At 36.7% G+C, this 20,885-nt stretch carries 20 protein-coding genes; 5 read left to right on the forward strand and 15 right to left on the reverse strand.

What is annotated here, in order from left to right; all coding sequences use genetic code 11:
* Window positions 1-84 precede the first annotated feature (84 nt).
* From pheT to HMPREF3270_RS09805, 5 genes are all read right to left on the reverse strand, one after another.
* Window positions 85-2,490, reverse strand: a complete 2,406-nt coding sequence (gene pheT, locus HMPREF3270_RS09785) for a phenylalanine--tRNA ligase subunit beta (RefSeq protein WP_070848756.1) — start codon at window positions 2,488-2,490, stop codon at window positions 85-87.
* A complete protein-coding gene (gene pheS / locus HMPREF3270_RS09790; RefSeq protein WP_002480560.1) occupies window positions 2,490-3,548 on the reverse strand; it encodes a phenylalanine--tRNA ligase subunit alpha in 1,059 nt (352 codons plus the stop codon). Before pheS ends, pheT begins: the two co-directional genes overlap by 1 nt.
* 335 nt (window positions 3,549-3,883) lie before the next feature.
* Window positions 3,884-4,630 carry a TrmH family RNA methyltransferase gene (locus HMPREF3270_RS09795; protein WP_057510370.1) on the reverse strand — a complete coding sequence of 249 codons (747 nt, stop codon included), beginning with the start codon at window positions 4,628-4,630 and terminating at the stop codon, window positions 3,884-3,886.
* A gap of 103 nt (window positions 4,631-4,733) precedes the next feature.
* A complete protein-coding gene (gene rpmF / locus HMPREF3270_RS09800) occupies window positions 4,734-4,907 on the reverse strand; it encodes a 50S ribosomal protein L32 (protein ID WP_002480558.1) in 174 nt (57 codons plus the stop codon).
* A gap of 91 nt (window positions 4,908-4,998) precedes the next feature.
* Window positions 4,999-5,547: a YceD family protein gene (locus HMPREF3270_RS09805; protein WP_002480557.1), complete on the reverse strand. Its 549-nt coding sequence runs from the start codon at window positions 5,545-5,547 to the stop codon at window positions 4,999-5,001.
* A gap of 127 nt (window positions 5,548-5,674) precedes the next feature.
* Between HMPREF3270_RS09805 and HMPREF3270_RS09810 the strand changes: the two genes are divergently transcribed.
* Window positions 5,675-6,817, forward strand: a complete 1,143-nt coding sequence (locus tag HMPREF3270_RS09810) for a nucleotidyltransferase (protein WP_070848755.1) — start codon at window positions 5,675-5,677, stop codon at window positions 6,815-6,817.
* Between the two features lie 14 nt (window positions 6,818-6,831).
* The gene (locus HMPREF3270_RS09815) at window positions 6,832-7,782 is read left to right on the forward strand and encodes an ornithine cyclodeaminase family protein (protein ID WP_070626678.1); all 951 of its coding nucleotides are present in this window, start codon (window positions 6,832-6,834) and stop codon (window positions 7,780-7,782) included.
* Between the two features lie 80 nt (window positions 7,783-7,862).
* Here HMPREF3270_RS09815 and coaD read toward each other — a convergent pair whose 3' ends face one another.
* Window positions 7,863-8,348 carry a pantetheine-phosphate adenylyltransferase gene (gene coaD, locus HMPREF3270_RS09820; protein ID WP_002480554.1) on the reverse strand — a complete coding sequence of 162 codons (486 nt, stop codon included), beginning with the start codon at window positions 8,346-8,348 and terminating at the stop codon, window positions 7,863-7,865.
* Window positions 8,341-8,892 carry a 16S rRNA (guanine(966)-N(2))-methyltransferase RsmD gene (rsmD, locus tag HMPREF3270_RS09825; protein WP_002480553.1) on the reverse strand — a complete coding sequence of 184 codons (552 nt, stop codon included), beginning with the start codon at window positions 8,890-8,892 and terminating at the stop codon, window positions 8,341-8,343. Before rsmD ends, coaD begins: the two co-directional genes overlap by 8 nt.
* 64 nt (window positions 8,893-8,956) lie before the next feature.
* Between rsmD and HMPREF3270_RS09830 the strand changes: the two genes are divergently transcribed.
* On the forward strand, window positions 8,957-9,346 hold the full coding sequence (locus tag HMPREF3270_RS09830) for a DUF7147 family protein (protein ID WP_002480552.1): 390 nt from the start codon (window positions 8,957-8,959) through the stop codon (window positions 9,344-9,346).
* 52 nt (window positions 9,347-9,398) lie between these two features.
* Here the strand turns inward: HMPREF3270_RS09830 and HMPREF3270_RS09835 are convergent, their stop codons facing one another.
* Window positions 9,399-9,653, reverse strand: coding sequence for a DUF2129 domain-containing protein (locus tag HMPREF3270_RS09835; protein ID WP_002480551.1), 255 nt, complete (start codon window positions 9,651-9,653; stop codon window positions 9,399-9,401).
* 138 nt (window positions 9,654-9,791) lie between these two features.
* Here HMPREF3270_RS09835 and HMPREF3270_RS09840 point away from each other — a divergent pair, with 138 nt between their 5' ends.
* The gene (locus tag HMPREF3270_RS09840; RefSeq protein WP_057510366.1) at window positions 9,792-10,718 is read left to right on the forward strand and encodes a glycerophosphodiester phosphodiesterase family protein; all 927 of its coding nucleotides are present in this window, start codon (window positions 9,792-9,794) and stop codon (window positions 10,716-10,718) included.
* A gap of 99 nt (window positions 10,719-10,817) precedes the next feature.
* Here the strand turns inward: HMPREF3270_RS09840 and HMPREF3270_RS09845 are convergent, their stop codons facing one another.
* The 4 genes from HMPREF3270_RS09845 to cyoE all read right to left on the reverse strand — a co-directional run bounded on the left by HMPREF3270_RS09845 (window position 10,818) and on the right by cyoE (window position 13,837).
* Entirely contained in the window at window positions 10,818-11,258 is a 441-nt protein-coding gene (locus tag HMPREF3270_RS09845; RefSeq protein ID WP_070848777.1) for a YlbF/YmcA family competence regulator, read from the reverse strand.
* 14 nt (window positions 11,259-11,272) lie between these two features.
* Window positions 11,273-12,313 carry a CAP domain-containing protein gene (locus HMPREF3270_RS09850; protein WP_070463168.1) on the reverse strand — a complete coding sequence of 347 codons (1,041 nt, stop codon included), beginning with the start codon at window positions 12,311-12,313 and terminating at the stop codon, window positions 11,273-11,275.
* Window positions 12,314-12,438: 125 nt separating this feature from the next.
* Window positions 12,439-12,900, reverse strand: coding sequence for a DUF420 domain-containing protein (locus HMPREF3270_RS09855; RefSeq protein WP_002480547.1), 462 nt, complete (start codon window positions 12,898-12,900; stop codon window positions 12,439-12,441).
* A gap of 25 nt (window positions 12,901-12,925) precedes the next feature.
* Entirely contained in the window at window positions 12,926-13,837 is a 912-nt protein-coding gene (cyoE, locus tag HMPREF3270_RS09860) for a heme o synthase (RefSeq protein ID WP_002480546.1), read from the reverse strand.
* Window positions 13,838-14,157: 320 nt separating this feature from the next.
* Between cyoE and HMPREF3270_RS09865 the strand changes: the two genes are divergently transcribed.
* Window positions 14,158-15,084, forward strand: coding sequence for a COX15/CtaA family protein (locus HMPREF3270_RS09865; RefSeq protein ID WP_057510365.1), 927 nt, complete (start codon window positions 14,158-14,160; stop codon window positions 15,082-15,084).
* Window positions 15,085-15,235: 151 nt separating this feature from the next.
* Here HMPREF3270_RS09865 and HMPREF3270_RS09870 read toward each other — a convergent pair whose 3' ends face one another.
* The 3 genes from HMPREF3270_RS09870 to HMPREF3270_RS09880 all read right to left on the reverse strand — a co-directional run bounded on the left by HMPREF3270_RS09870 (window position 15,236) and on the right by HMPREF3270_RS09880 (window position 20,812).
* Window positions 15,236-18,685 (reverse strand): pyruvate carboxylase, encoded by a 3,450-nt coding sequence (locus HMPREF3270_RS09870; protein WP_070848754.1) that lies wholly within the window; start codon window positions 18,683-18,685, stop codon window positions 15,236-15,238.
* Between the two features lie 394 nt (window positions 18,686-19,079).
* Window positions 19,080-20,300, reverse strand: a complete 1,221-nt coding sequence (ftsW, locus tag HMPREF3270_RS09875) for a cell division peptidoglycan polymerase FtsW (RefSeq protein ID WP_002480543.1) — start codon at window positions 20,298-20,300, stop codon at window positions 19,080-19,082.
* A gap of 236 nt (window positions 20,301-20,536) precedes the next feature.
* Window positions 20,537-20,812 carry an Fpa/YlaN family protein gene (locus HMPREF3270_RS09880; RefSeq protein WP_002480542.1) on the reverse strand — a complete coding sequence of 92 codons (276 nt, stop codon included), beginning with the start codon at window positions 20,810-20,812 and terminating at the stop codon, window positions 20,537-20,539.
* Window positions 20,813-20,885 lie beyond the last annotated feature (73 nt).

Consider the following 20,885-nt stretch of genomic DNA (forward strand, 5'->3'; position numbering starts at 1 on the left):
TAAAATGAAACAAGCTCCTTCCACACATGTTCCGTGTAGAAAGAGCTTGTTTTTTTATATTTCATTTTCTTCAAATGAACCGAATTAACGAATCACTGCACCTTCTGCAGTTAACGCATTCACGATTTCATCATGAACCGCTGTCACTTGTTCGTCTGTTAACGTATTTTCTGTATCTAAATAAGAGATACGGATCGCAACTGATTTCTTACCAGCTTCCATATGTTCGCCTTCATAGACATCAAAAACTTGCGCATCTTGTAAGATTTTACCGCCATGTGCTTTGATTGTGCTAATAAGTTCAGCAGCTGACACTGTTGTATCTACTTCTAATGCGATATCTCTCGTTACACCAGGATATTTAGGGATTTGTTCATAATTGATGTAACCCACAGAAACATTCATCAATTTATCGTAATTTAATTCAAAGACATACGTACGTTGTTTCAAATCATTTTCTTCAGCTAATTGCGGGTGTAATTCACCGATAAAGCCGATGACTTCGCCATTTAATAAAACATTTGCCGTACGTCCTGGATGTAAACCATCCATTTGCGTTGCCTCGTAATCAAATGTAACATCTAATTTTTCCGCAACTGCATCTAAGACACCTTTCGCAAGATAGAAATCTGTTAATTCTTTTTTACCTTGCCATTGGTTGCTGCTATATTCACCAGTTAAAATACCACTTAAGTATTCAACCTCATCTGGTAATTCACCTTTGCCATTCGCAAAGAAGACGCGACCGATTTCATATAAGAATACATTTGTGTTTTTACGTGCCACGTTATAAGCCACCGCATCAATTAAATGTGGTAATAAACTTTGACGTAATACTGCGTGTGCTTCACTCATCGGCATTAACAATTCAATGTTTGGTTTGTCACTCACTGAGAATGCTTTACCACGTGCACGGTCTACTAATGAATACGTAATTGCTTCACTTAAACCTGCACCTTCTAATGTACGTTTTAAAATACGTGTTTTTGATTGACGGTCTGTCAATTGACCGCTTGTAACTTGTTCGAAGACTGGTAATGTTGATGGAATTTCATCATAACCATAAATACGTGCCACCTCTTCGATTAAGTCTTCTTTGATTTTGACATCTCTACGACGTGAAGGAACATAGACTGTTAAGTTACCTTCATTATTTTCAGTTTTGAAACCAAGTTGACTTAATGATTTCACAATCGCTTCAACTGTCATTTCTGAACCGATTGTATTATTAATTTTATCAACTGTAATTTCGATCGGTGTAATAAATTCGCCTAAGTCACCTGATGCGACGCGATCTGATAATACTTCACCTTGTGCGTAATGTTCTAATAAGTAACATGCACGGTCTACAGCTTGGTCTACAAATTCAGTCGCAATTCCTTTTTCGAATCGGCTTGAAGATTCACTACGTAAGTTAAGACGACGTGATGTATGACGAATGCTGACAGGATCGAAAATTGCACCTTCAACCACGACATTTTGTGTTTGTTCAGTAACTTCAGAGAAGTCTCCACCCATCACACCACCAAGCGCAATCGGTTCTTTGCCGTTTGTGATAACGATATCTGACGCTAATAATTCACGTTCTGTATCATCTAACGTTGTCATTTTTTCGCCTTCTTGAGCTTGGCGCACGACAATTTTGTCAGACCCGATATGATCTTGGTCAAACATATGAAGTGGTTGGCCGTATTCTAATAACACATAGTTTGAAATATCTACGACATTATTAATCGGACGAATACCGGCTTTCATTAATCGTGCTTGCATCCACATTGGAGATGGGCCGATTTTAACGTTTTTAACGACACGCGCACTGTAATAAGGTGTTTTATCTGGATTTTCAACTGTTACTGAAATTTCTTCAGATGCTGAAGTTTCAGTCGTGTCAGGTTGTGTTTCTGGTAATGTTAACGGTGCACCATAAAGTGCTGATGTTTCATAGGAAGCACCTACCATACTTAATGCATCCGCACGGTTCGGTGTTAAGTCGAATTCCATTACTTGATCATTTAAGTATAATGCTTCTAATGCATCAGTACCTGGTTTAACTTCATTCGGGAAGTTATAAATTCCTTCTTCAAATGCTTTAGGTACCACGTTGCTTTGAACGCCGATTTCTTGAAGTGAACAAATCATACCTTCAGAAACTTCACCACGTAATTTCGCACGTTTAATTTTAACGCCGCCTGGTAAACGACCGCCGACAGTTGCGACAATCACATATTGTCCAGCATCAACGTTAGGTGCACCACATACGATTTGTACGGGTTCTTCTTCACCGATATCCACTTTACAAATATTCAATTTATCTGCGTTCGGATGTTGTGTTTTACTTTCCACATAACCTACGACTAATTTTTTAATTTCAGCTGTGTAATCAATGATGTCATCGACTTCAATCCCTGTACGTGTGATACGTTCAGCTAATGATTGAATCGGTTCATTAACCGCAACTAAAGATTCTAACCATTCTTTTGATACAAACATTATGCTTCACCTCTATCTTCAACAGCTTTGAATTGATCTAAGAAACGGACATCATTTGTATAGAAGTAACGAATATCTTCAATACCGTATTTCAACATTGCGATACGGTCAGGACCCATACCGAATGCGAATCCAGTGTATTTAGAAGAATCGAAACCAGCCATTTCTAAAACATTCGGATGCACCATACCGGCACCTAAGATTTCAATCCAGCCTGAACCTTTACATACGTTACAACCTTTACCGCCACATTTGAAGCAAGACACATCGACTTCTACTGAAGGTTCAGTGAATGGGAAGTAACTTGGACGCAAACGGATTTCACGTTCTTCACCGAATAATTTTTTTGCCACAAGTTCAAGCGTACCTTTCAAGTCACTCATTTTAATATTTTCTGCCACAACTAAGCCTTCAATTTGTGTGAATTGGTGACTGTGTGTCGCATCATCTGAGTCACGACGATATACTTTACCAGGACAAATAATTTTAACTGGTCCTTGACCATTACGTTTCTCAAGTGTACGTGCTTGTACAGGTGAGGTATGTGTACGCATTAACGTTTCTTCTGTGATATAGAATGTATCTTGCATATCACGTGCTGGGTGTGATTTCGGTAAGTTTAATGCTTCGAAGTTATAGTAATCTTGTTCTACTTCATAACCATTCACAATTTCATAACCTAAACCTAAGAATAAATCTTCAATTTCTTGAATCGTACGTGTTAATGGGTGTGCTGCACCTTGTTTGATTTGGCGACTTGGTAAAGTCACATCAATTGTTTCTTCTTCTAATTGTTTATTTAAACGTTCTTGTTCAAGCACTTTTTTACGTTCAGCAATTGCTTGTTCAATCGCTTGGCGTACTTCATTGACTGCTTGTCCGAATTTTGGTTTTTCTTCATTTGATAAATCTTTCATTTGTTTCATTAAACCTGAAACAGAACCTTTTTTACCTAAGTATTTAACTTTAACATCTTGTAACGCTTTCTCATCTGACGCTTGTGACACATCGGCCAAAGCTTCTGATTTCAGCTGATTCATTTCTTCAGTTTGAATCATATCTGCCCCTCCTAAATAATATTGCCAATAAAAAAAGACTTCTATCCCTGAGATATGGGACGAAGTCTTCCGTGGTACCACCCAAATTTATGCATACGCATACACTTGATTTATCATAGATAACGGTGATGAACCGACTTAAATTTCTTTAAGTTGCCAAAAAGGTGAAAAAAAATTATCGCATTCTGGAATAACTTTCAGTCACGGTTATTCTCCCTAAACAGTCTGCTTCTGATAATTTACGTCTTTTTATAGGCAAAGTATTAATTTATCTGTTTGAGTCATCTGCTCAAACTCTGAATCACATTTAATTATAAGTAATCCCTTCCGACCGGTCAACCTTTTAATTTATAGATTAAGATACTGCCTGCAATCGCTACATTCAGACTTTCAGCAGCCCCGTACATCGGAATTGTTAAACGTTTCGTCGTGTGACTTAATAATGCTGGATCGACACCTTGACCTTCGTTACCAAGCAATAACGCGAAAGATGATTGTGCATCCTCTTCATTAAAATTCACCGCATCTTCTAATGCAGTGCCGTATACCGGCCCATCAAATTGATTAATAAATTCCTCAATCGGCTGAGTGACAATCGGTAAATGGAAGACACTGCCTTGGCTTGAGCGTAATACTTTATCTTGATACGCGTCGGCTGTTCCTGGTGACAAGACAATCAAATCCAACGCAGCTGCATCAGCTGTACGAATCAACGTACCAAGATTACCTGGATCTTGAATGCGATCAAGCAGTAATACTTGTTTAGCCTCTGCGATACGTGAAGCAACCTCTGGTTTTTCAATGACCGCAAAGATACCTTGAGGTGTCACAGTTCCTGACAAACTTTCTGCTACTTTGAAGTTTATATGGAACGCTTCTTCAGCAGCTTCAATTAATTGTGCATCAAAGCGTTCAGGTTCAACGACAAAAAGTTGTTTTACTGATAATTGGCTTTGAACCGCTTCTTCAATCAAATGTGTCCCTTCTACCAACAACAGTCCTGTTTTATCTCGTTCTTTTTTCTTCTTTAATTTATTCGCTTGTTTCACCTTCGTATTTTGCGGTGACGTAATTTGTTCCATAGTCGGTTACCTCATTTACGATTTTTCCTTATTTTATCATGTTGCTTCTCACAAACAAAAATGAGACCTACCGTTATATACGATGGGTCTCATTATTCATCAATTATTTTGAAACGACTTCTTCACCGTTGTAAGAACCACAGTTTTTACAAACGCGGTGAGATAATTTGTATTCACCACAGTTAGGGCATTCAGTCATACCTGGTACTGATAATTTAAAGTGAGTACGACGTTTATTTTTTCTAGTTTTAGATGTTCTTCTTTTTGGTACTGCCATGATTTAATCCTCCTTAAATTTCAAACACAAAAATCTTTGTTACTGTGCGATTAAGATGTTAATTACAATACTATCTATTGTACATCAACTTCTATTGCTTTTCATCATAAAATTGTTGCAATTTTTGAAGCCTTGGATCGACTTTCTTAGAAGAGATTTCTTCTGCTTGTTCACTTTCTTCTAATTCGTCTTCGTCAATAACTTCCCAACCTTGACCGCTCTGCAGCATGTCTTCTAAACTGCTGTCTTCAGCCACTGCTCGGATAGGCTTTTCTATGATGACAAGCTCTTCTGCGATATCACGTAAATCAATCATTCCGTTTGTAGCAAGATGATAATGTTCATCATCTTCTTCACTATCACTAAACTCATGACCTTCTAAATCAAATATTTCTGTTGTTTCCACATCAATCGGCACTTCAACCGGTTTTAATGTACGCGCATCTTCCATCGTGTACGCACCAGTTAAGTGGATATCAGCGACAACTTCATTTGATTTGACATCAAGTTTGCCCTTCACTCGGATATCAGATAAATCTATAAGTCCTAATTTATCAATTAAATGATTATAATTTACTGTTTGATCAAATTCAAAAGGCTGACCTTGATATTTTCTTAATTGCGTTATTGACCATTTCATATGGCTTCACCTCTAACAAGCACAAAATTTATTTTAACTTTCTAGCGTTAAGTTGTCAAGATTTTTTCTTAACATCTTGACTTTTTGATACAATAATCATAATGAATTCTGAAAGGACGGATTGCAAATGAAATGCGCTGCACTGATTACAGAGTATAACCCCTTCCATAACGGGCATGTCTACCATGCAGAACAAGCACGTCAAATCGCTGATGCAGATATCACTGTAGCTATTATGAGCGGTCAATTTGTGATGCGCGGAGAACCCGCAATCTACAACAAATTTTTACGCACACAATTGGCACTCTCTGCTTGCGACCTTGTCGTCGAGCTTCCTGCTTATGCAGCGTTATCTGCTGGAGAATACTTCGCAGAAATGGGTGTCAAAGTTGCTGACTATCTTAATTGTGATGCACTCGTGTTCGGAAGTGAATCCGGCAGCATCAAAGATTTCGAACATGTTGCCATGCAACTCAACCATATCGAAGAACATCCAGAATTTCAAACAAAGCTGCACGAAGGGAAAAATTACCCTAGAATCATCCATGAATTATTAGATGAACCTGCTTTACTGCAGACACCTAATAATATCTTAGGTCTCTCTTATGTACAAGCTATTCAACACTATGCAGCACACATCACACCTTTGACATTACAACGACACCAAACGAACCATCATAACCAAACCATAGACAACCAAACTTTCGCAAGCGGCAGCGCAATCAGAAAGGCGCTCAAAAACAATGATGCAAGCTTTGAAACAGTAGTTCCATCATCAGTTAAACACTTGTATACATCACCGCAATTAACGTTAGATGAAGTGTTCCCTTATCTGAAATTTACATTATTACGCGCCTCTCTTGAAGAATTACGTGAGATGCATACGGTTAGTGAAGGGTTTGAGTATCGTTTAAAAGAAAAAATCCAATCTGCACACAACTTCGATCAATTGATGCAACTGCTTAAAACTAAGCGCTATACGTATACCCGTATTCAGCGTATGTTAATGAACTGCTTGTTAAACTTTAAACAAGCAAATAAACAAAATGAAATTGACGCTGTACGCATCTTAGGTATGAATGAAAAAGGACAAGCGTACTTAAAACAATTGAAGAAAGAATTTCCAGATCGACACTTTATTACGAACGTTAATAAAGCGACCGCAAGTTATTTTGAACCAGAAATCAAAGCAACTGAAATTTATAATGCACTGTCTGGTCAAACCGCTAATGATTTCAATACACCTGTAATTAGGGTACAGTCACAATAAGGGGGTAAATCAACATGCAAGTTTATTCAGAATCGGAAGTAAAAGAACGTTATCATATGAAAGATGCGATTACAGCGATTGAAGAAAGTTTCAATAAGCTGAACCAAATCAAAACTGCACCACGCACGGTGATTCCTACAGGTGATGGTGCAAAATCTATGTTATACATGCCTTGTGTTGACTTAGCCAAACAACTCGGCACAATCAAAATTACATCTATCACACCAGAGAATCCAAAACAGCAACTACCTACTACACAAGCACAAATCGTGATTACTAATCTTAAAAATGGTGAAACGAAGGCGATGTTAGATGGCAGTTACCTGACTAGATTGAGAACTGGTGCACTGAGCGGTATTGCGACTAAATATATGAGCCGTGAAGATGCGACAACTTTAGGTATGATTGGGACAGGTGGTATGGCTTACGAACAATTCTTAGGTAATATCGAGGTCCGCCCTATTGATACAGTCTTGCTTTACAACCGTACAACAGAAAAAGCACAAGACTTTAAAACACGTATTTTAAAAGATTATCCAGATTTAAATGTTCAAGTATTAGAAGATGTATCAAAACTGGTCAAACAAGCAGATATTATCAACTGCCAAACACCTTCCACGCAGCCTGTCTTTAACGCTGAAGATGTACAACCAGGCACACATATCAACGGTATTGGCTCTTACCAACCGGATATGAAAGAACTAGATGCAAATATTTTCACGCAAGCAGAAAGTGTCGTTGTAGATGATCTTGAAGGGGCTAAAGAAGAGTCAGGAGAATTGATTGAAGCGAATGAAAATAAAACATTCACTTTCGAAGAAATCAATGATGAACTCAAAACACTTTCACAACAAGGGACTCTATATCGTAAAAATAATGACGCCATCACTGTCTTTAAATGTGTTGGTGCAGCTTACTTTGATTTAGCTGTTGCCATCGGTGCTTATGAAAAGTTAAATCAATAACTACAAAACATTTAATATCAAATAAAAAACACGTTTCAACACCTTTTGTATGATACAAATAGACGTTGAAACGTGTTTTATTAGTTTCCGAATTTTTCTTTTAATGCTTTTTCTACAGGAGGCGGTACAAACTCAGAAATATCCGCTTTATATTGCGCTACTTCTTTAACTACACTAGAACTGATGAATGAATAGTTCGTGCTTGTCATCATATATAATGTTTCGACATCACTATTCAACTTCTTGTTCATAGATGTTAAACGCAATTCGTATTCAAAGTCGCTGACTGCACGTAATCCTCGAATGATTGTTTTTGCGCCGATTTTATCACAAAAATCTACAAGTAAACCATTGAATTGGTGCACTTGTACGTTCGGGATATTTGCGACAGATTCTTCAATTAAAGCGATGCGTTCTTCCACAGTAAAAGTCCCTGACTTATTACGGTTTTTCAATACACAGATGTGGATTTCATCAAAACGGTGTGCCACACGTTCAATAATATCCAAATGCCCATATGTAATTGGATCGAAACTACCTGGTATTACTGCTTTTGTTTCAGCCATCATGTTCTCCTTTTTCTAATAACATAGTATCCGTTAAGCCATAATGATAACGTTTAATCACTTCAAAAGAGTGCGTATCAATGTTTTCTTTATGGTTAAACTCACAAACGATGATACCACTTTTCTTCAATAAGTTAAACTCTTCGATTTGTGCTAATGCTTTATCAATTAATCCTTTATCATAAGGCGGGTCTAAGAAGATTAAATCAAATTGAATGTCTCGTTTAGCTAACGCTTTCAAGGCACGGTCAGCATTATTTTTATAGACTTCTGCTTGTTTCATCAAATCTAAGCTGTTTAAGTTTGCTTTGATTACTTTGACTGCTTTAAAATTTTGATCTACAAAAATCATTTCGTCCATACCACGAGACAATGCTTCTATACCTAAAGCACCGCTTCCCGCAAACAAATCCAAACCGATACCTGATACATCATGCAAGGTATTAAAGATACTTTCTTTTACTTTATCTGTTGTCGGACGTGTATTACGCCCTTGCAGACTTTCTAGAGGTTTACTTTTATGTTGGCCTGATATCACTCTCATCTAATACTTCACTTCCCCTCTTGTTCTATAATATAATTTGGGTAATAAGGAGGCTATTCCCAAAATGAAACAATCTTTTATTGTACTCGGTGAAGGACTCACCGATTTATTTGAGTTCAAAACACTTATTCAATATAATCATGAACGCATTAATCGCATTGTGTTCTTTAACAGTCCAAGTTCAGACAAAGGTTTAAGTTCTGCAGCGATTATCATGAATCCAACTGAAGGCAATTACTTCCAAGCCATGTATATCATGTTGAATGCTTTTCCTTACCCTCATCCAGAGGATAATAAAAAATCAGCAATGATTCGCGGCTTCGCTGAAGATTATCAATTACCGTTAAACGAATTAGATGTTAAATCTTCAGACGAGTTTCATGATTTAGAACTCTATTTCAACTATTTAGTCGGTGTCTTACGCTTATATCATTGGATACCGCCATTACAATAACGTTTAATGTCATATCATAAGGGTTATATTGGTTGATACAGTAGTGTAACTATTAATTGATTTCGTATTTTTCTTTTTCATACGTTTTCTTTAAATATTTATAAGGAGAACCTTCAATGTGACGCACATACTTTAATTTCATGAGTCGGTTGACAATATGATCGGCATCATTTTCATTGATATACATGATGACATATTTGCGATTACGATTACTATTGACAATATGACCGTATTTTCTAATATGACGTTCATGCTTCATATGTTTAAGGTATATAATTAAACTGGTTCTTGGTATGATTTCTGTCATTTTGATCACTCCATTACTTTAATCTATAGTATCACGACTGAACTAAATTTGAAATAACCAAACCCCTGTATCACTAAGCATTCACGCTTCTTAGATATCACTTTTGGTTAGCTTTATAAACTACGAGGAGGAAATTTCATGGTAAAAATAAGTAGACTTATCAGAAACAGTGTAGCAGGTGCTGCCGGTATATTCAGCGGACTTATCTTTTTGTCAAAATTAAAAGGACAACCAGAACCTCAACCTATCCCAGCATTCTTTACACGTAAGCCCCATTATATCTTCGCCCATCGCGGCGGCATGGCTTTACGTCCGGAACAAACAAAACTCGCATTTGATACAGCGGCATCTTACGAAGTGGATGGTTTCGAAACAGATGTACGTGTCACAAGTGATGAACAATTGATTGTCTTTCATGATGCCACAGTCGACCGTACTACCAACGGTTCAGGCAAAGTACGTGAACATCGCTTAGATGAACTGCAAAAGCTGGATGCAGGTTATCATTTTAAAGACATCAATAAAGAGACGCCTTATCGTGACCACCCAGATGCGAAAATCCTGACATTTGATCAATTGTTAGAATTATATCCTGATATGCTCATTAATGTGGATTTAAAAGATAGTCCAGACTCTTATGAAGGTACGATTGCACCAGAACTATTATACAAATCTATCGTACGTCATAACGCACAAGATCGCGTATTAGTGACGAGTTTCTATCAGGAACAAATTGCTAGATTTTCTGAATTAGCATTAGGAACAGTTGCGGTAGGCGCAAGCCAAGAAGAAGTCACTGTAGGTATCGTTAAATTCTTCAGCGGCTTAGGCAATATGTTTGAAGCGCAAGCCAACACTTTCCAAATGCCGACAAGTTATCATGGTGTGCCACTTACTTCAAAACGATTAATCAATTGGTTGAATTCTCGTAATATCGTTCCAGGTTATTACGGTGTCAACAGTATTGATTTAATGAGTGACCTATTTAACAAAGGCACACATACTATTGTCACTGACAGACCTGACCTTGCATTCCAATATCGTCAAAACCAAGCTCAACATTAATATGACTGATCACTCAAATTATAATAATTAATAAACAAAGCAACACCCGCTACCATCGGCTTTATAGCTTATGTAGCGGGTGTTGCTTTGTGTTTTATATTAAGCGTGGATTTGGCATTGGCATGTTCCGCCTGTACTGCATCCATGCATATCTGTTCTAAAGAATGGGTTCCCTACTTCAATTTTCACATTATCTGAAATAGAAGTTGCGATAATTGTGATGACTTCATCCACTAAATTTTGAAGTTCAGTTTCTTTTTGTTTATACGCCATCACAGATGGTACCATGTCATATGCTCGTTTACTTTTACGCGTTGCACGTGTCACTGTTTGATAATCTGGATGATATTTACCAAAACGCATCACTTCATCATAACGTTCTTTATATTTCATAAACGTTTGATAATGCGTTTGCGCTGCTTCATCTTCGTTCATTGCTTGACGTGCTGCTATATATTCTTGGTAAATCTCTGAGTTTAAAATCATTTCACTGACTTCATCTACACCATCTAAAACCTCAATGATTTCAGAATTAATCATATTGTCACCTTCCATCAGTCTCCAATAAATATTAATGTATAGTAGCCGTCCATGACATCTCCGCCCATTTCAGTATATTGTGTATTCAATAAACGAGAACGGTGAATGTCTGAATTCAACCAGCTATGCAAGAGTGTCGGTACGTCATTAAAGTCATAACCAACGTTTTGTCCTACGGCTTCAAATTTTATATTACGATCATCTAGTTGTTGTTTCAAAGCACCTTCAGTAAATTCAACATTTTTGTTATTTGTACTTTCGTATAAGTTTACTGAAGCGATGTGACTCAAATCATTATTTACTTTGAACGGTTTAAGCCCCTTCAAGCTTCTGATTTGATTGGTAACTTCATAAAGCGTCATTAACTGGTTGACGTTTTGTTCGTATGGGACATCTTTATGTTGATTTTCAACAGTTTTTTCATTTGATGTTTGTGTCATTTGATATGGATTAAACATAACAAGTGCATTAGCATCAAGGAATCTTACACCAACCACTTTATTGGTTTGTTGGTCGATATACACTTGTGCGTACACATCACCATATTTTATCAGCATTTGTGTTTTCATATCTTCATCAGAAAGTTCTATATCATAAGACTTACCGTTAGCTTTGATACGGGGTTCTGGATTAATACTCGTGTTTTCAAAAATACTCGAAGCATCTTCAGAGATATTGATAGGTTCAATATCCGCCTTCGTTCCTGTCGCATAGACTGATTTAATGATATTATTCTTAGCCGTCACAATATAATATTGATTTTGTGCTCTGAAGACATAGTTTTTATAGTCATTTGCGTATGCATAGACACGATCAGCTTGACCGAATTTCTTCGTCAAACCGCTGATGTCATTGTTGACCCATGTTCCAATTCCTGACTTAGGTTTTGGATTTTCAGTCTCCGGCCCTTTTTTCTGTGTTTGTTCAATTTTTGTCGACGATTTCTTGTTTGGATTTTCTAACACATCAAATTTCAGCCGTGGCGAATAAAATAAATAGATAAGAAAAGTTATGAGAAGCAAGACGCCTATAACTTTAATAATTAAATTCCTCATTCTCCGCCCACCTCAATGTTAAGTAATTATCATTGTACACGTTTCACACGCACACTCGCAAGGATAGTCTTTATGTAAAAACATCGACTGACAACAAATAACGTCATCAGTCGATGTTTTACATTTTAAAAGCCGAAAGTTGCTTTAAATAATGAAGTTGTTTCTCCACCTGGGTACATAACATATAACAAGATGTACACGATAATACCTGTGAACGCTGTAAAAATCCAAATAATCGCTGCCCAAGGTCCAACCTTGCGGTGAAGATTAAATTTGTCTTTAAACGCTGTGATGATTTGGAATAATCCCATTAATCCACCCACTGTTGATAACGCGATGTGGAAAATCAAGAAGAAATGGTAATATCCTTTTAACCATGCAGGTCCACCGAAAGCAGTGTTCCCGATAAAGAATGTTCTACTTGCATAAATGATAAAGAATGTTAATGCGAAGAATGCCGCAGTCAACATTACTTTCTTATGCGCTTCAATTTTACGTTTTTTAATCAAGTACCATCCAACAATAACTAACGCCGCACAAATTTGAATACAGCTTGTACTTATCGTCGGCAATATAGGTAGACTCATAAATCTCATCCTATCTTCAATTTATTTAAATCATATTGATTAAAGAAATTACGACTGCTAATGCAAAGAAAAGCACTAAATAGTTTAGTGAGTAAACAAACATTAACGTAGCCCATTTCTTTTGATTGAAGTTCTTCTTGAAGCTTGTTAAGCCAAGATACATCCAACCTAAGTTCAGAAGTGTTGCCAATACAACGAATACCGTACCTAAATTTGTAAATAATAATGGTAAAGGTAATAATGCGACTAACCATAAAAGCATACCTACACGTGTACGGTTAAAACCTCTAACAGATGGTAACATAGGAACTTTAGCTAAAGCATATTCGTCTTGACGTTTAATAGCTAAGGCATAGAAATGAATCGGTTGCCAACAAAATACCACTAAGAATAACGCAATTGCTGTTAAGCTTAGTTGGCCTTCAATTGCTGTCCAGCCGATTAAAGGCGGTACTGCACCTGGGAAGCTCCCGATAACAGTATTCCAAGTTGTGTGGCGTTTAGACCAAATTGAATAAAATGATACGTAGCCGATAATGCCCATTAAACCAATGACACCTGATGGTATATTTAGGATAAATAATAAGATTTCTCCTAGAACCATCATTCCGAAACTTAAAATCAATAAATTTTTATTTGAAATTCTGTTATTGACTGTCGGTCTTGACTGTTTGCTTGGCATAATGCTGTCAATATCTTGGTCATAATAGTTATTGAGTGCACATGCGCCCCCCATGATGAGCGTTGAACCGATCATCATCAACAGAATTTGCGGTATAGATGATAGGAAGGAGTGATTCGTTAATACAATCGCTAGCCATGCTCCTGTGAAGGCAGGAATTAAGTTCCCTTGAACGAGCCCCATTTTAATAATTGCTTTCAGTTCTTTAAGGGTTACACGACCAGAAGCTTGCGACAAAGTATGTCCTTTATCCATAATGCCCCTCCTTAAAATATTCATATAATACAATGATATAGCAAAAAGTAATAGTTGACTAGGCTAAATAAGACAAATTTGTGACACTTTAGCGACAACACTAATTTTCAAAAAATCGTCATTTTTGTGACACATTTTCAATCCACATGCTATTAAAATTTATAGCCATTATTGATATAATGTTTATAAATATTTACAATTTATCAAATGACAAATAGGCTTGGGGCATGGAATTCGGATTCGTCTTACATACTTGTTCGTACAAATCCCTCCTTTCCTCTGCCTTTATCTATGTCAATTAATCAGTGGGGTGTTTTAAATTGTTTAAAAAACGTAACCTTAGATGGTTAGCTGTTCTCGCAACAGTTATTATGGCATGGGTTCAATTAGGTGGCGCACTTGTAACAAAAACAGGTTCAGCCGATGGTTGCGGATCATCATGGCCGTTATGTCATGGTGCTTTATTACCGCAAAACTTACCTATTAGTACAATTATCGAGCTCAGTCACAGAGCAACATCTGCTTTATCATTAATCGTTGTATTATGGTTGGTCATTACAGCTTGGAAGAATATCGGGTATATCAAAGAAGTTAAACCACTGGCAATTATCAGTGTCGGTTTCTTGCTTATCCAAGCATTAGTCGGAGCTGCAGCAGTGCTTTGGCAACAAAATGATTACGTGCTTGCATTGCACTTTGGTATCTCATTAATCAGCTTCTCATCTGTTTTCGTATTGACATTAATCATCTTCGATGTAGATAAAAAATACGAAGCGAACAAAGTACACATAGATCCTAAACTTAGAATCTATACTTGGACAATGGCGATTTGTTTATATGTCGGCATTTACACAGGTGCTTTAGTACGTCATACAGATTCATCATTATCTTATGGTTCATGGCCATTACCATTCGCAGACTTGATTCCACATACAGAACAAGACTGGGTACAATTCATGCATAGATTATTAGCACTTATCGCTACAATCAGTGTGTTCCTTGCATTTAACTATGCAATCAGACACTATCACGAAAACCGTACCATCCGATACGGTTACACAGCAGCATTACTTTTAATCGTACTGCAAATTATCACAGGTGCTTTATCAATCTTCACAAGCGTGAATTTATTCATCGCTTTACTACACGCATTAATTATCACATTTGAATTCGGTTTAATCGCCTACTTCATCTTATTGATGCTGCGTACAAAACGTGTTGAAAAAGTTAAAAATAACGCTTATTAATACAAATAACCGTTGAACAGACATCACTGTTCAGCGGTTATTTTTTGTTGCTTTATCCAAACTTCTTAATCACTTTTACTATAAATAGGCTTCTCAAGAATAGAAATACCGGAAACTGAAGAGAGTATCAGCTTCCGGCATATTTTAACGATTATTCATCTTTTTCTAATTCCACTAATAAGTCGCCTGTTTGAATACCTTCACCATTTGTGACAGTAACTTGTTTTACTGTACCGTTGAATGGTGCTTGTACTGTTGTTTCCATTTTCATTGCTTCAGTAATCAAGAGTGCTTGTCCGCTTTCTACGTGATCACCCACTGCAACTTTAACTTCTGACACTGTACCAGGCATTTGTGCACCGATATGGTTAGGGTTAGCTTTGTCTGCTTTTGGTTTTACTGTCGCATTCGTTTTCACATTTTCATCTTGAATTTTAATTTGACGTGTTTGACCGTTCATGATGAAGAAGATTGTTCTGACACCTTTATCATCTGGTTCAGTAATTGCTTCTAATGTGATAATCAATGTTTTACCTTTATCAATTTCCACTTCAACTGTTTCACCCGTACGCATACCGAAGAAGAATGTCGGCGTATCTAATAATGACACATTACCGAATTGTTCTTTCGTAGCGATGTATTGTTCATAAACTTTAGGATAAATCGCATAACTGATTAAATCTTGTTCAGTGACAGGTTTTTCTTGTTTTGCTTGAAGTTCTTCACGTAACGCTTCAAAGTCGATATCTTCAAGGTATTCACCTGGACGCTCTGTTAATGGTTTTTGACCTTTCAACACAACTTTTTGAAGTTCTTTATTGAAGCCGTCTGTTGGTTGACCGATTTCACCTTTGAAGAATGAGACCACTGATTCAGGGAAGTCGAGTTTGTAACCGTCTTTTAAGACATCTTCTTCTGTTAAATCATTTTGTACCATGTATAACGCCATATCTCCAACTACTTTTGAAGATGGTGTTACTTTAACAATATCTCCAAATAAGAAGTTTACTCGACGATACATATCTTTAACTTCATGGAATCTATTGCCTAAGCCTAAACTTTTCGCTTGTTGGTTTAAGTTTGAGTATTGACCGCCAGGCATTTCATATTGGTAAATTTCTGTGTTCGGTGATTTGAAATCACTTTCGAAGTCACTATAGTAATGACGTACTGTATCCCAATATTGACCTAAATGTTCAAGACCATTGATATCTGTACGTGCATCACGACCAAAGCCATTTAAAGCATAGTACAATGAGTTCGCACTTGGTTGACTTGTTAAACCACTCATAGATGATACTGCTGTATCAATCACGTCCACACCTGCATCTGCAGCTTGTTTATACGTTAAAATACCGTTACCGCTTGTATCATGTGTATGCAAGTGGATTGGTAAATCAACTGCAGCTTTTAATTCTCCGATTAATTCAAAAGCAGCTTTAGGTTTTAATAAACCAGCCATGTCTTTAATCGCAAGAATATGGAATCCTTCTTTTTCCAATTCCTTCGCAAGGTTCACATAGTAATCTAATGTGTAAATATTAGAGCGTTGCGGATCTAAAATATCCCCTGTATAACAAATTGTACCTTCAGAGATTTTGCCCGCTTCTTGAACCGCTTCATTTGCTACTTTCATTTGGTCTAACCAGTTCAACGAGTCGAAAATACGGAAGACATCTACGCCAGCTTCAGCACTTTCTTTTACAAATTTCTTAATCACATTATCAGGATAGTTTTTATAACCTACTGCGTTTGATGCACGTAATAACATTTGGAATAAAATGTTAGGAATGGCTTTACGCATTTGTTCCAGACGTTCCCATGGATTTTCTTTCAAGAAGTTATAAGCAACGTCAAATGTGGCACCGCCCCACATTTCAAGTGAGAATGCATCTTGTAAGATTTCCGCTGTTTGTGATGCGATAGCTAACATATCTTTCGTACGCACACGTGTCGCAAGTAAGGATTGATGCGCATCACGGAATGTTGTATCTGTAATCAACACATCTTCTTGTTTTAATAACCAGTCAGCTACAGCTTTAGGACCTTGTTCATCTAAGAGTTGTTTTGTACCTCTTAATTGTTTGATTTCTGATCTTGGTACACGGTCTACATGTGGTCGTTCAAAATCAGGTTTTTGACGTTTTTCAACACTTGGGAAGCCGTTGATTGTCACATTACCAATGTATTCTAATGTTTTAGTACCACGGTCTTGTGTTGGATTAATTTCAAACAACTCAGGTGTTTCTTCGATGAATTTAGTTGTATAGTCGCCTTCTTGGAATTGTTTATTACGAATCACGTTAATTAAGAATGGAATATTCGTTTTCACACCACGAATACGCATCTCACGTAAAGATCGATCCATTTTTTCAATCGTTTGTTTGAACGTTAGCGCATGTGTAGACAATTTCACTAATAATGAGTCATAATATGGTGAAATTTCAGCACCTTGGAATCCATCACCAGCATCTAAACGTACACCGAAACCACCACTAGAACGATAAGCGATAATGTGGCCAGTATCCGGCATAAAGTCATTTGTCGGATCTTCAGTTGTGATACGACATTGAATCGCATACCCTAATGTATGAATTTCATCTTGATGTGGAATACCGATTTCATCGTCAAATAACGATTCGCCATCTGCTACAAGAATTTGTGTTTTCACAATATCGATACCTGTAATCATTTCAGTGATTGTATGTTCTACTTGTACACGTGGGTTAACTTCAATAAAGAAGAACTCATCGCCAGATACTAAGAACTCAACTGTACCTGCGTTGACATAGCCCACATTGTTCATTAATTGTAATGCTGCGTCACAAATACGTTGACGTAAACCTTCATCCATACCTACTGATGGTGCAACTTCAACAACTTTTTGATGACGACGTTGTACAGAACAATCTCTTTCATAAAGGTGAACAATATTACCGTGTTCATCACCCATGATTTGAACTTCTATATGTTTTGGTTCATTAATGTATTTTTCAATATAAACTTCACTGTTACCAAAAGATTTTTGCGCTTCAGATTTCGCACGTGTAAAGGCTTCTTCAAGTTCAGACTCCTCATTCACAATACGCATACCTTTACCGCCGCCACCGCTAGTGGCTTTAATCATCAATGGGTAACCTGCTTCTTTCGCAAAATCTGCAGCTTTATGATAATCCTCAATCGGACCATCTGTACCCGGAATAACTGGTAAACCAGCTTCAATTGCTGTGGCACGGGCTTTCACTTTATCACCAAACATATCTAAATGTTTAAGTTTAGGGCCGATAAAGATAATACCTTCTTCTTCACAGCGTTTTGCGAAGGTTTCATTTTCACTTAAGAATCCGTAACCTGGATGAATCGCATCAACATTCGCATTCTTCGCAACTTCAATAATACGTTCAATATTTAAATAACTGTCGGCAGGACCTAAATCCTCTCCGACTAAATAAGATTCATCAGCTTTGTTTCTATGTAACGAACCTTTGTCTTCATTTGAATAAATTGCGACTGTTGTAATGTCTAATTCAGTGGCTGCACGGAAAATACGAATTGCGATTTCACCGCGGTTTGCTACCATTAACTTATTAATCTTCTTCAAGTGATCAACCCCCAAAAATCAATTATTAGAATTTTCTAAACCTTTGTTGTAGATAATAGTATACCAAAACACGAACATTAATGTTAGTAGATGTATCTGTTCTGATATGTAAACTTCAAGCCAAACTATACTGTTTCAGCAACTTATAAACACGCCACCAAAGCATGTTAGACAGTGCTAGTATAGATAAGACATATAGAAGCATATCCGTATTATATCATATTTTCTTATAACACATCATAAACTTTATTTATACTTATTTCTGAAAGCAATCATTTTAGCTTAACCATTATTCTTAACATTTCTTACTCGTCAATAAAAAACGTTTGTCTTTTTAAAAATCTTTCAATCGACATAAAAAAAGACTGAACGTGCTTACGCTCAGTCTTGTCATTTAATATCTTCTTGGAATATCAATATGTTTTTGTTTTGCTTTTTGTTTATCCATCTTGATTTGTTTCGCAGTAATTAATAATAAGCCTAAGGCGATACTTAAACTAATCATAGAGGAACCACCAAAACTAATAAATGGTAACGGTACCCCTGTCAACGGAATTAACGCTGAAATACCACCTAAGTTAACGAATGTTTGACTGCCGATATAACTTGCGATACCAACACAAACGAGTTTATAGAAATAAGAACTTGTTTCAGAAGCTAATTGGAAAGCTCTATAGACAATAAAGAACAATAATCCAATCACAAATAGGCCTCCGATTAAACCTAGTTCTTCACATATGACCGCAAAGATAAAGTCTGTATGCGGTTCTGGCAGATAGCCGAGTTTTAACACACTGTTGCCGATACCTTTACCGAATAATCCCCCATTCCCAATCGCCATTAAGGAGTTTGAAATATGGTAACCTGTACCAGATTCAAAATGGAATGGATCTGTCATAATTCTAAAACGGGCAACTAAGTATGCAGGTAACCAACCTGCAATGGCGAATAGTACTAATGCAATACTGCCGCCTACCAATATGATACCGCCCCATTTTAATAGCGGTTTAATCCAAATACCTGCATAAAGCATAATGGACATAAAAATAATGATAATCAGCATCGTTTGCCCAACATCACGTTGGAATAGCACCATGATAATACATACAATGATAAATAATAACGGATTCAGTATTAATTTCGGATTCGCAAGTACGCGCTCACGCTTTTTATTAATCATGAATGGCAGATAAAGTATAATGGCGATTTTCAACAACTCTGAAGCTTGTAAGTTCATAAACCCTAAGTTAATCCAACTTTTAGAACCATTGATATTTTTACCGATTAATAACGTAAAGAATAGCAAAAGGAAAATACCTGCCATCATAATTTGTTGCACACGTGTTTGCTGTAAAAATTTAACGTTCATGAAGAACGCCATAAAAAATACAATAATAAAACTCATCACAACGTACATTAACTGTCTTGTATAAAAGTACGTACCAGACACAGGTGTACCCCCTGTTAATGTCCCTTTAGTAGCAGGAACCATACTGGCACTGTAAACCATAATCAACCCAATCAAACACAGCATTATATATGTAATCACTAACGGATAATCGATATATTTTGCATACTTTCCGACATACCGAAAGAAAGATTTTATGTTATTCATTTAAAAATCATCCAATTCTCATATTTGAAGTGTTTTCAAATATATTTAGAGTTTGTATAAGACTTTAATGTCTTAATTCTGTTTTCACTTTGACGATATCTTTATAAAACCACATTTTTAAGTCGTGTTGCAAGCATTTCTGTATGTTGAAAAGAAATAAAAAAAGTGACTGTACATTCTATCAACTTCTGACAGAACTGCAGCCACTTTGTGCGGTTTAATCTGATGCTGTGAAATTAAACGTTTGTGAATGCTTCATGAAGTTTAGACAATTCTTTTTCAAGACGCAACATGATTTCTTTACCTTGTTCGATATCGATCAAGCCTAAGTTTGCTGCAAAGTCTACTTCTTTTTGTAAGCCAAACATTTGTGTATCTAAAACTTCTTCATACAAAGGACATTGCGGCAATGTTAAATTGTCCATTTGTACTTTAATTAATTGCAGAATGCGATCTGCATCTTTATTTAATTGGTCATATGCCGCGTTATTGATTGTGTTCGATTTCGTCATGACATACTCCCCCTATCATTTGTTTGTCATATTAAAAATTTTAGCCTACTCAAAACTAAATTGCAAGTAAATT

The sequence above is a fragment of the Staphylococcus sp. HMSC65H10 genome (genome assembly GCF_001839185.1).
GTDB classification, from domain to species: Bacteria; Bacillota; Bacilli; order Staphylococcales; family Staphylococcaceae; genus Staphylococcus; species Staphylococcus simulans.